The sequence below is a fragment of the Mucilaginibacter sp. OAE612 genome (genome assembly GCF_041806395.1).
In the GTDB taxonomy this organism is placed as follows: Bacteria; Bacteroidota; Bacteroidia; order Sphingobacteriales; family Sphingobacteriaceae; genus Mucilaginibacter; species Mucilaginibacter rubeus.
In genome coordinates this window covers 4,642,029-4,656,743 of the sequence record NZ_JBGMUW010000001.1, presented here as the reverse complement: position 1 = coordinate 4,656,743, position 14,715 = coordinate 4,642,029, and the positions used below count along the sequence as shown (strand labels likewise).

The window sequence follows — 14,715 nt, the reverse complement described above, 5'->3', positions numbered from 1 at the left end:
TTTTAAGCGCTTTTTTATGAAATACCCCCTGTCTTATTCAGAATTTACCCCTCACTCATTTTTGCTTTAAAACGCAATTTAGCCCTACCAATAACCAAGGTTTAAACCAAACTTTTGTACCGTGTATAAATAATAAGGTCAAAATGGGGCGGTAGTTTATCGATGCCGAATCCACTTTCTTGTTTTTATGCACCTCGCTTTGCAAGGTTTGAGCCGATTAAAAAACCAATTTTTTAAAACCATATGAAACTAAATTTACATGTAAAGGATTCTCCCCATCGGAAAAGATCACCCCGCTTTTTCGTAGTTGCGGCCGGCATGGCCGTTGCTTGTTTCGCTACAGTCCAAATGCCGGTAATGGCTTTTGCGGGTACCATTAATGAACAGCGCTTACCTGATGCCAGAATAACGGGCCAGGTTACCGACGAAAAAGGCCAGACCCTGCCAGGTGTAAGCGTTGCCTTAAAAGGCACATCAACCGGGGTTGTTACCGATGTTAACGGTAAGTTCAGCCTTAACGTGCCCAGTGCTTCATCAGGCATTTTAGTGTTTAGCTATATTGGCTACAACACGCAGGAAATTATCCTTAACGGGCAAGCTACTCTTAACATTCAATTACAGGCCGATTCTAAATCATTGAACGAGGTTGTGGTTGTAGGTTACGGTACACAGAAAAAAGCCACTTTAACGGGTTCAATTTCGCAGGTTAAAGGCTCTGAGCTGGTAAAAAGCCCTCAGCCAAATCTTTCAAACGGTATTGCCGGTCGTTTTTCGGGGGTAGTGGTTAATAACCGCAGCGGTGAACCTGGTTATGATGGTTCAGGTATTACTGTACGTGGTTTGGCCACCAGCGGCAGCAACGATGTATTAATTGTTGTTGACGGTATTCCGGCTCAGATAGGCGGTTTGGAAAGGCTTGATCCTAATGACATTGAAAGCATGTCGGTACTAAAAGACGCTTCAGCTGCAATTTATGGTAACCGTGCTGCTAACGGTGTTATCCTCATTACTACAAAACGCGGTAAAACCGGTAAACCAACTATCAACTATAGTTTCAACCAGGGCTTCAGTTCGCCAACCCGCTTGCCAAAAATGGCCGACGCGGCAACTTATGCCCAGATCATGAACGAGATTAATTACGACTCGAACCCGGCCGGCGGCTTAAACCAATCGTATACTGCCGAGCAGATCCAAAAGTTTAGGGATGGTTCTGACCCGTTAAATTATCCAAATACCGATTGGGAAAAGCAAACGCTTAAAGGTTCGGCTTTGCAAAACCAGCATAGCCTTTCTATTGCCGGTGGTAGTGATGATATCAAATACTTTGTATCATTAGGTACGCTTTACCAGGATGGTATTTATAAAAATGGTGCTACCAAATATCACCAATATAATTTCCGGTCAAATATTGATGCTAACGTTACTAAACGCTTAAAAGTAGGTTTATCACTTTCGGGCCGTGAAGAAGACAGGCAATTTCCGATAACCGGTGCGGGCGATCTGTTCCGTTCTGTTTACCGTGCTAAACCTATTGTAGCCGCTTATTATCCAAATGGCTTGCCAACTACAGGTATCGAAAATAATAACCCGGCAGTACAGGTAACGAGTCTTGGTGGTAATGCCAACAATCCTAAACAGGTTTTTAACGGTATTTTAAAAGGTAGCTACGCTATCCCTGGTATTGAAGGTTTATCAGTTGATGGTTTCTTTTCTGTTGATAAATCGTATAACTTGAATAAAAACTTCAGTAAGCCGTATGTTCTGTATAGCTATGTTCAGAGTTCAAATACTTATAATAAGGTTACAGTAGGCGGCAATAACAATGCGGCAACTTTATTCGAGTCGCAAAGGAACGATATTTTGCTTACCTCGAATATTAAATTAAACTACGCGCATAAGTTTGGTTTGCATGATGTGAGCGCTTTTGTTGGTTATGAACAAAGCAAAAACCACATCGAGTACTTTGATGCTACACGTTTTAACTACCTGTCATCGCAATTGCCTGATCTGTCGCAAGGCGGAAGCGCAGCTACCGATTACCTTAATTCGGGCTGGAGCTCAAATTACAATCGAGCCAGCTATATCAGCCGTTTAACATACGCTTATGATGAAAAGTATTTGTTTGAAGGCCAGTTACGCGCTGATGGTACATCAATTTTTCCGGGCGCAAAACAATGGGGCTATTTTCCTTCTGCTTCGGTAGGTTGGAGAATTACTAAAGAAGATTGGTTTAAAAACAGTGTAGGATTTTTTGATGATCTGAAAATCAGGGCTTCTTATGGTTCGTTAGGTAATGACGCTGTTGGCCCGTTCCAGTATTTTAATAACTATACTTTAGTTCCCAATGGTTTTGTGGCAAGCAATCCGGGTAGCGGCTCGAACGTTATTCAGCCAAACGTTAATCTTGTTAAATTGGCAAACCCCGGCATTACATGGGAATCCTCTAAAAAGCTCGATATCGGTATCAATGCCACTTTTTTGCATAATTTTACAGTGGAGGCCATCTATTTCCAGCAAAGAAGGCGTAATGTACTTACAGCCAGGAATGCGTCGATTCCCGGATCATCAGGTATAGTTAACCCTTATGGCTCAGATCCTCTGGTGCCACTTGAAAATATAGGTAAGTTTAACAGTGATGGTTTTGAGGCAACTTTAGGTTATAACCATACCGGCCATGAATTTACGTGGGGTGTAAGCGGTAATATTACTTATGCCAAAAGCAAAATTGTTTTCATTGATGAGGCACCCGGTGCTTTATCTTATCAGCGCCAAACAGGTTTACCGATAGGTACGTCATTACTTTACAACGCGATAGGTATATTCCGTACCCAGGCCGAGCTTGATGCAACGCCGCACGTAACCGGCGCTAAAGTTGGCGACTTGATATACCGTGATGTTAATAATGACAAGCAAATAAATGCCGATGACCAAACCCGTAGCAAATACGGCAATATCCCGCAAATTACTTATGGCTTTAGTTTAAACGCAGCATACAAAAACTTCGATCTTTCGGTACTATTTGCAGGCCAGGCGCAGGTTAGCCAGTATGTATTGCCCGAAGCAGGTAGTGTAGGTAACTTTTACAGCAGCTGGGCCGATAACAGGTTTAGCCCCTCAAACACCAATGGAACTTATCCACGTGTAACAGACCGAGCATCGAACGCTATCAGTGGTGGTTTATATAACAATACTTTTTGGCTTAATGATGCTTCTTTCCTTCGGTTAAAGAATGTGCAATTAGGCTATAATTTCAATGCGCCGTTCCTGTCAAAACTTAAAATAGGTGGTTTAAGGGTTTACGCAAGTGCGTTCAACTTATTCACCATTACCAAAGTGAAGGATTACGATCCTGAAGGAACCAGTGGCAGCGGTCAGTTTTATCCGCAACAGCGAATTATAAACTTAGGTGCTAACGTGAAATTTTAATCAAGAAGACGATAATGAAACTACAATATAAAACTCCGCTTTTATTTTTAATGATGGGCGGTATGCTGGGCATCACAGCATGTAAAAAGAATTTACTTGATGTAACCCCTACGGATAGGATCGCATCATCGGCCATTGCTTCGGATACCGCGGTGTATGAAGCTTATGTTACCAACCGTTATATCGGTGCTAAATTGCAAGATAAAGAGGGCGATGGCTCAAACCCAGGCTTCGGCCGTGGCTTCGAATATAGCATGTGGAGCTCACTTACAGACGAATCGATCTATAACAATGATGATGCTACCTGGCTGATACAAAGGGGCCAGCTTGCTCCCGAAAATTTAGGTGGCGCAGGTGTGCTTTGGGGACGTAGTTATCGCAGCATCCGCGAGGTTAATTCGGCATTAGCGCTTTTGCCAAACATGCCGTTCAGTGCCGGGCACAAAATGCATCTTGAAGGCGAGCTGAAATTTATCAGGGCTTTCCGTTATCAGGATCTGATCCGTAATTACGGCGGAGTTGTTTTAGTGGGCGATAAGGTAACCAACCTTAATGATAACCTACAGGACCCTTCACTATTCAAGCGTGCCTCCATTAAAGAGTGTATCGATTACGTATCTGCTCAGCTTGATGATGCCGCTGCTAAGTTGCCGCTAAACAACGATGGTAGCTGGCTGTTAGGCCGTGCTACAAAAGGTGCGGCGCTGGCTTTAAAGTCAAGACTAAAATTATATGCTGCAAGCCCATTATATGCTGCAGGTACCTGGGCCGATGCGGTTACCGCCGCACAGGCAGTTATCAGTTTGAATAAATATGGTATCTACACTGGTGGCTATAATAATCTGTTTTTAGTTAACGAAACCAACGAAACCATTTTTGAACGTTTATATACTAAAAATGCAAACCATACGCACCTTGAAATAGCCAACGGGCCGAACGGCTATGGCGGCTGGGCAGGTAATACACCGCTGCAAAATTTGGTTGATGATTACGAAATGGATAATGGTAAAGCTATTACCGATCCAACATCAGGTTATGATCCGACACACCCTTATGATCACCGCGACCCAAGGTTTGCAGCTACTGTATTATACAATGGTGCGATGTACAGGGGCCGGGCTATTGAATCTTTTATTCCAGGTGGTAAGGATAGCAAAGACGGAGCAGATAACTGGAATACTACCAAAACAGGTTATTACCTCAAAAAATATATGAATGATGCATATCCGCTTCAAAATCCGTGGGGTAACGCGGGCTTCCAGCCATGGATCTATTTCCGTTATGCTGAGATCCTGTTGAACTTTGCTGAAGCGGCTAACGAAGCTTACGGACCGGATGTGATCCCTTCGGGTTCAACCTTATCTGCACGTACAGCGATTAATCTGATCCGTTCTCGTCCAAGTGTTAATATGCCGGCTTTGGCTTCAGGTATGTCGCAATCACAGATGCGTGATGCCGTACGTTACGAGCGTCGTGTTGAGCTGGCATTTGAAGAACACCGTTTTTACGATGTACGCCGCTGGAAAATTGCTGACGTTACCGAAAATAAACCGGCGGGTGGGGTGATCATCACGAAAAACGCTGATGGCAGCTTTGCTTATACACCAAAAGTAGCCTTGGATGGCCGTTCTTTTGCAACCAAACATTACTGGTTGCCGATACCAAGGGCCGAGATCCAGGCGTCTGGTGGCCAATTGCAACAAAACGCTGGTTACTAATAAAATATTCCGGGGGAAGAGCTTCTTTCTTCCCCCTTTTTTCTCCCAATTCTAACCTATAACAAATTATGAAGAACTTAAGTATTGCATTATTAGCGATGTGTTGTTTGGCGGCCGGGTGTAAAAAGGATATCGTATCAGTAAAAAAATCATCAAACCAGGATGAAGTAAAAACAGGAGATAAAACAGTAACTACAGATTCAACACCGGCAAGCGCGCTGAAAGGCGTGAATTGGGCTGCCGATGGCGATAATTTTAGCGATGGGATACTGGTATTAAGCGGTTTAACATCTGCTGATAGTTATGCCACGGTATCGGCTAAAGCTGATGCTGTATTAACAGGCATACAGGCTAATACAGGGGCAAATACGGTAAGGCTGCCTGTAAACTATTCAACCGTATCGCAAACCTGGTGGAACTCTTACACAGGTGTTATTGATAAAGCATTGAGCAAGGGGATGAATGTGATACTGGGTTATTGGGAAGCCAAATCATCCGAAGATGGGAAGATAGATAATACCACCGAATTTTGGTCGATGTGGCAAACCATTGTTACCAAATATGGCAGCAATGCCCACGTGTACTTTGAAATTTTTAACGAGCCACATGGGTATACTTTAACCGACTGGACAACCATCTGTGCCCAGTGGTTAAGTAACTATCCTTCTGTTCCGCAGGGAAGAATTTTGATCAGCGGTACGTCCTATTCGCAGGATATAACCGGGGTAGGTGCCGACAGCCGTTTTTCGGGTTGTTTATTGTCGATACATGATTATACTTTTTTTAGCAACGGCACACTGACAACCGCTTTGCAATGGGAAAATCGCTTAAAAGGCAATATCGGTGCATATAGTAGCCGCGCGGTACTTACCGAGTTCGGTATCCCGATGACAGGTGGTAAAAATTACACCGGCGCTATTGGCGGTGACCAGGAAATTGCGTACCTGCAGGGATTAACCAACCAGGCACGTGCCTACGGCATGGGCGCGGTTTACTGGCCAGGCGTACGTACGGGCGATAGCTATGCTATTCAACAACTAAACGGGACTGGCACCGGCCTTACTGTATCAACCACAAATGCATCGGGGTTAAGTCGCATTAAATATGCCTGGGGCGTAGGTGCCGGTGGTACCGATACATTTTATACCGGTGCATACTACAGGTTTTTAAATGTTAACAGCGGCCAGGCGCTTGATGTTAATGGCGGCTCAACCACCAACGGCGCCGGCATCATACAATGGCCTCAAAACGGGGGCAATAACCAGCAATGGGTTATTGCTGCCAATGGCGGTGGCTATTACAAAATAACTAACCGCAACAGCACGCAGGCGCTTGATGTTAATATGAGTTCAACAGCCAATGGCGCGGGCATTATACAATGGCCGTGGAACGGCGGCAACAACCAGCAATGGCAGCTTACTGCTACCAGCGATGGCATTTATAAAGTACTTAACCGTAACAGCGGGCTTGCGCTTGATGTTAACGGCGCATCAACCACAAATGGTGCAGGCATCATTCAGTGGCCTTATGGCGGCGCTACTAACCAGCAATGGCAAATAGTGCAACAATAATATTGCAATAAAACAGCGCTAAACAGTGCTGTTTTATTTGTTGATTTAAACACGATGATAATAAAAACTACTATAAAAAAAATACTGCTGGCTGCGGCCGTTTTGGGGATTAATATTCCTTTTGTAAGCGGCCAGGGCAAAGAGGTAACTATTGATATCAATTTTTCAAAAACGCACCAAACCATTAGCAATTTTGGTGCTTCGGATGCGTGGGCTTGCCAGTTTGCGGGTAACTGGCCTGATGATAAGCGCAATAAAATTGCCGACCTGCTTTTTAGCCGGGATACTTATGCCGATGGCTCGCCTAAAGGCATAGGCTTGTCGTTATGGAGGTTTAACATTGGTGCGGGCAGTGCCCAGCAGGGAAACGAAAGTGGCATTAAAGACGATTGGCGCCGTGCTGAATCGTTTTTAAACGGCGATGGCAGCTATAACTGGCAAAACCAGGTCGGGCAGTTGTGGTTTCTTGAGGCCGCCAAACAACGCGGAGTTAAACAATTTTTAGGTTTTAATAATAGTCCGCCGGTGCAGTTTACCATTAATGGAAAAGCGTACGCCAGTGGAGGCAAAGTTAATATAGCACCCGATAAATATGATGCTTATGCCGTGTTCCTGGCTAAAGTTGTAAAGGGAGTTGAGCAGGTAAGTAAAGTAAAATTTGATTACATAAGCCCGGTAAACGAACCCCAGTGGGATTGGAGCGATGGCGGTCAGGAAGGTGCCCCATATAATAATGCCGAGGTAGCAGGATTGATACGGGCCATCAATAAAGAATTCGTAAGTAATAAGATTAGCTCAAAGATTTTGGTTGGCGAGGCCGGGAGTATCAACTATTTATTTACTAAAGGTGATAAGCCGGGTAAAGGCAGTCAGATAACCGATTTTTTTAAACCGGGATCGGCCAATTACGTAGGCGACCTGCCTTCGGTAGCCAAAACTATCGCGGCGCACAGCTATTTCACTACGTCGCCAATGGCATCGTCAGTAAAAGCTCGCAGGGCATTGGCCGATAGTGTTGCGACTATTAATGGTCTTGATTTCTGGCAATCGGAGTATTGCATCTTAGGCGATAATGCGGGTGAGATAGACGGTAACAAGCGTGATCTGGGTATTGATGCCGCGCTATATTTAGCATCGGTGATCCACACCGATCTTACAGCGGCCAACGCGTCGGCCTGGCAATGGTGGACAGCCATTTCGGCCTATGATTATAAGGATGGCCTCATCTACATCGACAAAAATAAAACCGACGGCAATTTTTACGGCAGTAAAATGCTTTGGGCCATGGGTAACTACAGCAGATTTGTTAAACCCGGAGCTGTGAGGGTTGATGCCGAAGTTTCATCAGTAGCCGAGGGAAAACCCTTGCTGGTATCGGCATTTAAAAATGGAAAAAACTTAACCGTGGTTGTAGTTAACCAGGGTGCCAATGAGGTAAGCGCGACATTCCATATAGATAATGCTAAAGTTCAGTTTACATCATCCTATTTAACATCGCAGGTTAATGAGCTTAAAGCCGGTAAAATAACCGGTGATAAGAATGTTGTTCCGGCACGTTCTATTGTCACGTTTACAGGTGTCATCAAATAGCATTTTATCTCTCTATCATCAAATGAAAAATAAAAAACATCTGCTTCTTTTTGTACTTGGCATGTTAATGCTGCCTGGCCTACTTAAGGCCCAGGGCATTGGCAGGCCGGTTTTATTTAATGCGGCATGGTCTTTCCACAAGGGCGATATCAGCACGGGGATCAGCGGGATCGCTTCCGAAACGCAATGGAGAACTGTCGATCTGCCGCATGACTGGAGTATTGAAGGTCCTTTTAGCGACGAATGGGCAAGTGCTACCGGTTATTTGCCCGGGGGGATTGGCTGGTACAAAAAGAGCTTCGCCGGTAATAATGCATGGAAGGGGAAGCAGGTTTATATTTACTTTGATGGCGTATATAAAAATAGCGAGGTATGGGTCAACGGGCATTATTTAGGTAAACGTCCAAATGGTTTTATTTCGTTTCAGTATGAGCTGACCAAGTATCTAAATTTAACTGGAAAAAATACGATAGCTGTAAGGGCAGATCATAGCGAATTTGCTGATTCGAGGTGGTATACCGGTTCTGGTATCTATCGTAATGTATACCTCATCGTTAAAGACCAGGTACACATAGCCCCCTGGGATGTGGCCTTTTCCACGCCCGATGTTTCGGCAGCTAAAGCTACAGCAAAAATTAAGGTGAGTGTTACCAACAGCGACAAAGTTGATGCTTCTGTATTAGTGAACGTAAACCTGCTTGATGGGAAAGGAAAAGCGGCTATTGCCCTCCAAAAACAAATAAAAGCAAAACCGGGAGTATACGAGGTTGAGTTTGAGAAAGAATTATCGTCCCCCAAACTATGGGATACCGAAAAGCCCGAGCTCTATAAATTACAGGTTTCACTTAGCCGCAATGGTAAAGCATTTGACGAGGTAACGCAATCTGTAGGGATCCGCAGTATCCGTTTTGATAAGGATAAAGGTTTCTTTTTGAATGATAAAAGCACCAAGCTCAAAGGCGTATGTATCCATGATGATGCCGGTGCCCTGGGTGTAGCTGTTCCACAGGAGGTTTGGGTACGCAGGTTGAAATTATTAAAGGATGCGGGAGTAAACTCACTCAGGTTAAGCCATAACCCTCATGCAGATTATTTATACGATTTGTGCGATAAGATGGGCTTTTTAGTAATGGACGAAGCTTTTGATGAATGGGAGGTAGGAAAAAACAAATGGGTAGCAGGCTGGAATGTTGGTACGCCATCCAAAAACGGATACCACGAATATTTTAAAGAATGGGCAGACCGGGATGTAGCTGATATGGTACTGCGAGCGCGTAACCATCCATCTATCATTATGTGGAGCATTGGTAACGAAATAGATTACCCCAACGACCCATATACCCATGAGGTGTTAAACACGGGCCGCAACCCGCAGATCTATGGTAAGGGCTACCTGCCTGATCATCCAGCGGCAAGCGGGCTAACACCGATAGCCAAACAATTAGTTAAAGCTGTAAAAGCCGTTGATCAAACCCGCCCGGTAACGGCCGCGCTGGCCGGTGTGGTGATGTCGAACGAAGTTGGCTACCCTGATGTATTGGATGTTGTGGGCTATAATTACCAGGAATACAGGTATTCTGAAGATCATAAAAAATATCCCAACCGAATCATTTACGGCAGTGAGAACGGCATGCAAAAACAAGCCTGGAACGCTGTTGACAGTAACGAATATATTTCGGCCCAATACCTGTGGACTGGTATAGATTACCTGGGTGAGGCCGGTAAATGGCCGCAGCGTAGCAATGGAGCGGGACTTATTGACCTGGCCGGTTTTAAAAAGCCGGAATATTTCTTCAGGCAAAGTCTTTGGTCGGACAAGCCCATGGCTTATATAGGTGTACGCCTTATTACCGGAACTGATGACAGAGGGATCTGGAGCCACCGTACTGCCGAGGCTGTTTGGAATTGGCAATCCGGTAGTAAAGTAAAAGTTGATTGCTTTACCAATTGCCAGGAAACAGAATTGTTCCTGAACGGCAAATCTCTTGGTAGACAAATAAGCGGCGCCGCAAGAGGGCAGGTTCCATCATGGCAGGTTGACTATGAGCCGAGCGAGCTGGTTGTTAAAGGTTACAACAACGGTATTGAAGTATGCACTAACAATATCAAAACAGCCGGCGATGCTTATCAACTTAAAACGGTAGCTGATAATACCCTGTTTAACCATAACACAAAAGGCTTGAGCCAGATTGAGGTTTACATCACCGATAAAAACGGGAACCCTGTATTTACTGCTACCGATGAGATAACAGTAACAATTAACGGCGCGGCTAAACTATTAGGCCTTGAAAGCGGCAGCAACAGCAGTCATGAAAGCTACCAATCAAACAAACGTAAAGCATTGCATGGGCGCTTATTGGCCTATGTACAAACTATAGGTAAACCTGGCGTGGTACAGGTTCAGTTTAGTGCCGGTAATCTTAAATCATCAACTATAACATTAACAGTAAAATAGTCAACCCCTTATACAAATAAAAACTAAAACCCTGCATTTTTTCCATTTATGAAACTTATAAAACTACTGTTCCTCTTTGTTATCCTGTTTGCATCCGCAAAGCTGCAGGCGCAAAATGCCAAGCATACTTTTGCTCTTGGCGATACCACATTTCTGCTTGATGGTAAACCGCTGCAGATCATTTCAGGCGAAATGCACTATACCCGCGTTCCGCGCGAGGCCTGGCGCCAGCGTATGAAAATGGCCAAAGCAATGGGTTTAAATACTATTGGCACCTATGTTTTCTGGAATGTTCACGAGCCACAAAAAGGGCATTATGATTTTACAGGCAATCATGATATAGCTGAGTTTGTTAAAATAGCAAAGGAGGAAGGCCTTTGGGTGATACTGCGCCCAAGCCCGTACGTTTGCGCCGAATGGGAGTTTGGCGGCTACCCATACTGGCTTGAAAAAGAGCAGGGCTTAGTGGTACGCAGCAAGGAGCCTAAATACCTCGAAGCTTATAAAAAATATCTTACCCAGGTAGGTAAGCAATTGTCGCCACTGTTGGTGAACCACGGCGGCAATATTTTAATGGTACAGATAGAGAATGAATACGGCTCGTACGGAAGCGATAAAGATTACCTGGCCCTTAACCGCAAAATGTTTATAGACGCCGGTTTTGATGGCCAGCTTTACACCTGCGATCCTGAACCGGCTATAAAGGATGGGCATTTACCGGGCTTGCTGCCTGCTATAAACGGCGTTGATGATGTGGCAAAAGTTAAAAAATTGATTGGCGAAAATTATAATGGTAAGGGCCCTTATTTTATTGCCGAATGGTACCCGGCCTGGTTCGATTGGTGGGGAACTGCGCATCATACTGTACCGGCGGCTAAATTTATACCAAAGCTTGATTCGGTATTGGCAGCAGGTATTTCCATTAACATGTATATGTTTCATGGCGGTACAACACGCGGCTTCATGAACGGTGCAAACTATAATGATCAAAATCCATATGAACCGCAAATCAGTAGTTATGATTATGATGCCCCGCTTGATGAGGCAGGTAACGCTACCGACAAGTTCATGAAGTTTAGAGAGGTGATTAGTAAACACCTTCCGGCAGGCGTAACCCTGCCCGAAGTTCCGGCTGCTAAACCTGCTATGGGTCTGCCGGCGATTAAATTTACTAAATCAACCAGTTTGTTTAATGTGTTGCCGCTCGCGAAGACCAACGGTACTCCGCTTACTTTTGAAGATCTGAACCAGGCTTACGGTTTTGTGTTGTATCGTACAACCATTAACGGCGGCAAATCTGGTCTGCTTAAACTTAAAGACCTGCGTGATTATGGCGTGATCTTCGTAAACGGTAAACGTGTAGGGATACTCGACAGGCGCAAGTACCAGGACAGCTTGATGATCAGCTTACCAAAAGGTAAGGTGACACTGGATATTTTGGTTGAAAACCTTGGCCGCATCAATTTTGGGCCTTATCTGCTTAAAAACAAAAAGGGTATTACCGAAAAAGTACTTTTTGCCGGTACTGAGCTGAAAAACTGGAAAATGTATTCACTGCCTTTTGATGATATCAATAAAGTGAAAACAAATCCGGCAATTAAAAAGGTTGCAGCTAACAACACACCGCAATTGAAAAAAACAGTTTTCAAGGTTGATAAATTGGCTGATACCTATCTTGATATGAGTACATGGGGTAAGGGTATTGTTTGGCTCAACGGACACAACTTAGGCCGCTATTGGAATTGCGGTCCTCAGCAAACCCTGTATGTGCCGGTTGAATGGCTCAAAAAAGGTAACAATGAAATTACCGTACTTGAACTGATAAAACCATCAGAAAATACATTGAATGCTATTGATCACCCTATTCTGGATGTTTTAGGGAAATAGGGTCGGGGTAGTCAATTAAAAAGAAGGGGCTGTTACTTTAGAGAAAAAGTAGCAGCTCCCTTTTTTTATATTACAATTTAACTAATCAGCTTTAGCATGCTTTAACAGGTGTATACCAATGAGGTATGGCATTATAAAAGGAATGGCCGGTATAGCAACAAGAAAACCGGCGGTGCCGAATGGCTCGGGCCAGTAGGATGGTAATAAAACCAGCACCATGCCGATTAAACCGAAGATGATATAATACCGGCAGGCAATCGGATTAAAAAGCCCGGCGACTTTAAGTGAAACGGCAAAAAATACGGTGCCAAGGTACATCAGTAATACTTCGGCTATACTGATCACATAAAATAAACTTTTTATCGGTCCATGCAAGTCAGGACGTTTTGTGCCGCCTAATTTTATGAAAACCCTGAATGCGTCTGTGAAGTAATATCCCCAAAATGCCATATTAATAATAAATAGCGGCACTGCAAGATTGATCGCTGCTGAAGCCATTACCGAATATAGATTTTCGCCTGCCGCCTGTAATTTTACTTTCAACAATGCCGAACCCAGCGCGAATAAAATACCGCCTGCTATGAGTATAGTATACCGGATCTGCTGCTCGGTAGCTGAATTAACCCAGCCTTGCAAGGTTGCAGGAGGGGGCCCCATCCCCGCGAAAATGGAAAAGAATAGCCAGGGTGCAAATAGTAATAAAGCTGTGATTACCTGCTTCTTTATCTCCTGGTTATTGTTTCGGAGTTGATAGCCACCTAAATGCCACGTTGCTGCTACCATTAAACAGGCGTTAGCAACCCAGATTGGCAAATAAATTTTATAACTCACATGGCCTATCCCAAATCCTATAGCTACCACTGCTAAAGGTATAAGGCATATGTAAACCAGGCTCAGTTTTTGTTTAAAAGCAAACCACTTCATGATAAGTAAAAAGGTATATAAATTAACATCAGAAATAAATTATTGGGTAAAAATGATGGTTGGGCCGGCTAAAACTTTTTATAGTAATCAAGCGGTGGGCCCACCCGCTCAAAACCATGTTGTTTCCTAAATTCATCAAGTTCGGCTTCGGTTTTACCTTTCATCAAACCATCGCTCAGTGCCTGGAAACAAGCTTCCATTTTACCGGCCGGCTGAAACGTGGTAATCATTTTGGCAAGCGTATCATCGCCTATTTTCGTAAACGCATGCGGAACGCCCCTTGGGCCAAATACGCTGTCGCCCGGTTTGGCATGGAATAGCTGGTCGCCTACTTTTATTTGAAATTCGCCTTCCAAAATATACCACCATTCGTCCTGTTCATAATGTACATGCAGGTTAGGCCCGCCTTTTTTAACCCGGGTTGATTCATAAACATACATATCACCATCAGTATCCCTGGTTGAAACTTTGGTATAGAAAGTATCGCCATCAAATAAGTGCATTGGATTTTGAGCGCGATCAGCTCCTGCATCGGTTTTACAGCCTTTCTTTTCCCTGGTTTTGAATAGGTTATTGGCAACTCCATCAAATGGAATGGCTAAAAATGTGGCAGCGCCCGTCAAAGCGCGTACAAATGTATTCCGTTTCATATCGGGTTGTTTTGATTATGAATGTTTTTTCAGAAGGTTTACAAAGAAAGATCAGCGGGAGTGAAAATACTTTTGAGTTTGTTACAAATACTTTCTGGTTCGTTACATTTTAAACCTGTGTGTCGGGCAGTAGGTTGTACTTGCTATGCCTTGTTGTGCTTTAGGCAGTTCGCCGGCGTGGAAAAACCCAAGCGAGTGATTGAAATGGCAGTGGGATCAAAAAAAAATAAAGCGGGTACATGGAAAACCAGGCCCGCTTTATCTAAAAACATTTTTAACAGTGATTAAGCTGCTGCGTTTTTCTTTTCAGTAACTTCTTTACGGATATCCGTAGCTAATACTTTTAACTGTTGCATAGCATTACGCAACCTTGTACCGGCAGCTTTGTTGCCTTTTTCATAAAAGCTTGCCGCATCAGCTTCAGCCGCTGCGATTACTTCTTTCACTTTTTCGAAATTTATCATTTTTTTATTTTTATTAAGGCCGCAAATGTA

General features: G+C 44.0%; 9 protein-coding genes. 6 read left to right on the top strand and 3 right to left on the bottom strand.

The window, feature by feature from the left end:
* The first annotated feature begins 243 nt into the window (after positions 1-243).
* The 6 genes from ABID99_RS19305 (at position 244) to ABID99_RS19280 (ending at position 12,647) form a co-directional block, all read left to right on the top strand.
* Positions 244-3,426, top strand: coding sequence for a TonB-dependent receptor (locus tag ABID99_RS19305; protein WP_217633183.1), 3,183 nt, complete (start codon positions 244-246; stop codon positions 3,424-3,426).
* A 14-nt stretch (positions 3,427-3,440) separates the two neighbouring features.
* Positions 3,441-5,144 (top strand): RagB/SusD family nutrient uptake outer membrane protein, encoded by a 1,704-nt coding sequence (locus ABID99_RS19300; protein ID WP_090531381.1) that lies wholly within the window; start codon positions 3,441-3,443, stop codon positions 5,142-5,144.
* A gap of 68 nt (positions 5,145-5,212) precedes the next feature.
* The gene (locus tag ABID99_RS19295) at positions 5,213-6,715 is read left to right on the top strand and encodes an RICIN domain-containing protein (protein WP_176623039.1); all 1,503 of its coding nucleotides are present in this window, start codon (positions 5,213-5,215) and stop codon (positions 6,713-6,715) included.
* A 54-nt stretch (positions 6,716-6,769) separates the two neighbouring features.
* A complete protein-coding gene (locus tag ABID99_RS19290) occupies positions 6,770-8,305 on the top strand; it encodes a glycoside hydrolase (protein ID WP_373614804.1) in 1,536 nt (511 codons plus the stop codon).
* A 22-nt stretch (positions 8,306-8,327) separates the two neighbouring features.
* The gene (locus ABID99_RS19285) at positions 8,328-10,760 is read left to right on the top strand and encodes a glycoside hydrolase family 2 TIM barrel-domain containing protein (protein WP_373614803.1); all 2,433 of its coding nucleotides are present in this window, start codon (positions 8,328-8,330) and stop codon (positions 10,758-10,760) included.
* A gap of 48 nt (positions 10,761-10,808) precedes the next feature.
* Positions 10,809-12,647: a beta-galactosidase gene (locus tag ABID99_RS19280; RefSeq protein ID WP_373614802.1), complete on the top strand. Its 1,839-nt coding sequence runs from the start codon at positions 10,809-10,811 to the stop codon at positions 12,645-12,647.
* Between the two features lie 81 nt (positions 12,648-12,728).
* On the opposite strand, the gene ABID99_RS19275 is transcribed toward ABID99_RS19280, so the two are convergent.
* From ABID99_RS19275 to ABID99_RS19265, 3 genes are all read right to left on the bottom strand, one after another.
* The gene (locus tag ABID99_RS19275; RefSeq protein WP_373614801.1) at positions 12,729-13,571 is read right to left on the bottom strand and encodes a hypothetical protein; all 843 of its coding nucleotides are present in this window, start codon (positions 13,569-13,571) and stop codon (positions 12,729-12,731) included.
* 68 nt (positions 13,572-13,639) lie between these two features.
* A complete protein-coding gene (locus ABID99_RS19270) occupies positions 13,640-14,221 on the bottom strand; it encodes a cupin domain-containing protein (RefSeq protein WP_373614800.1) in 582 nt (193 codons plus the stop codon).
* A gap of 284 nt (positions 14,222-14,505) precedes the next feature.
* Positions 14,506-14,685: a histone H1 gene (locus ABID99_RS19265; protein ID WP_090532015.1), complete on the bottom strand. Its 180-nt coding sequence runs from the start codon at positions 14,683-14,685 to the stop codon at positions 14,506-14,508.
* Between the last annotated feature and the right edge of the window lie 30 nt (positions 14,686-14,715).

Bases quoted from the DNA above. Each gene is read 5' to 3' on its own strand.
- ABID99_RS19305 (WP_217633183.1), top strand. From the start codon at position 244: ATGAAACTAAATTTACATGTAAAGGATTCTCCCCATCGGAAAAGATCA.
- ABID99_RS19300 (WP_090531381.1), top strand. From the start codon at position 3,441: ATGAAACTACAATATAAAACTCCGCTTTTATTTTTAATGATGGGCGGT.
- ABID99_RS19295 (WP_176623039.1), top strand. From the start codon at position 5,213: ATGAAGAACTTAAGTATTGCATTATTAGCGATGTGTTGTTTGGCGGCC.
- ABID99_RS19290 (WP_373614804.1), top strand. From the start codon at position 6,770: ATGATAATAAAAACTACTATAAAAAAAATACTGCTGGCTGCGGCCGTT.
- ABID99_RS19285 (WP_373614803.1), top strand. From the start codon at position 8,328: ATGAAAAATAAAAAACATCTGCTTCTTTTTGTACTTGGCATGTTAATG.
- ABID99_RS19280 (WP_373614802.1), top strand. From the start codon at position 10,809: ATGAAACTTATAAAACTACTGTTCCTCTTTGTTATCCTGTTTGCATCC.
- ABID99_RS19275 (WP_373614801.1), bottom strand. From the start codon at position 13,571: ATGAAGTGGTTTGCTTTTAAACAAAAACTGAGCCTGGTTTACATATGC.
- ABID99_RS19270 (WP_373614800.1), bottom strand. From the start codon at position 14,221: ATGAAACGGAATACATTTGTACGCGCTTTGACGGGCGCTGCCACATTT.
- ABID99_RS19265 (WP_090532015.1), bottom strand. From the start codon at position 14,685: ATGATAAATTTCGAAAAAGTGAAAGAAGTAATCGCAGCGGCTGAAGCT.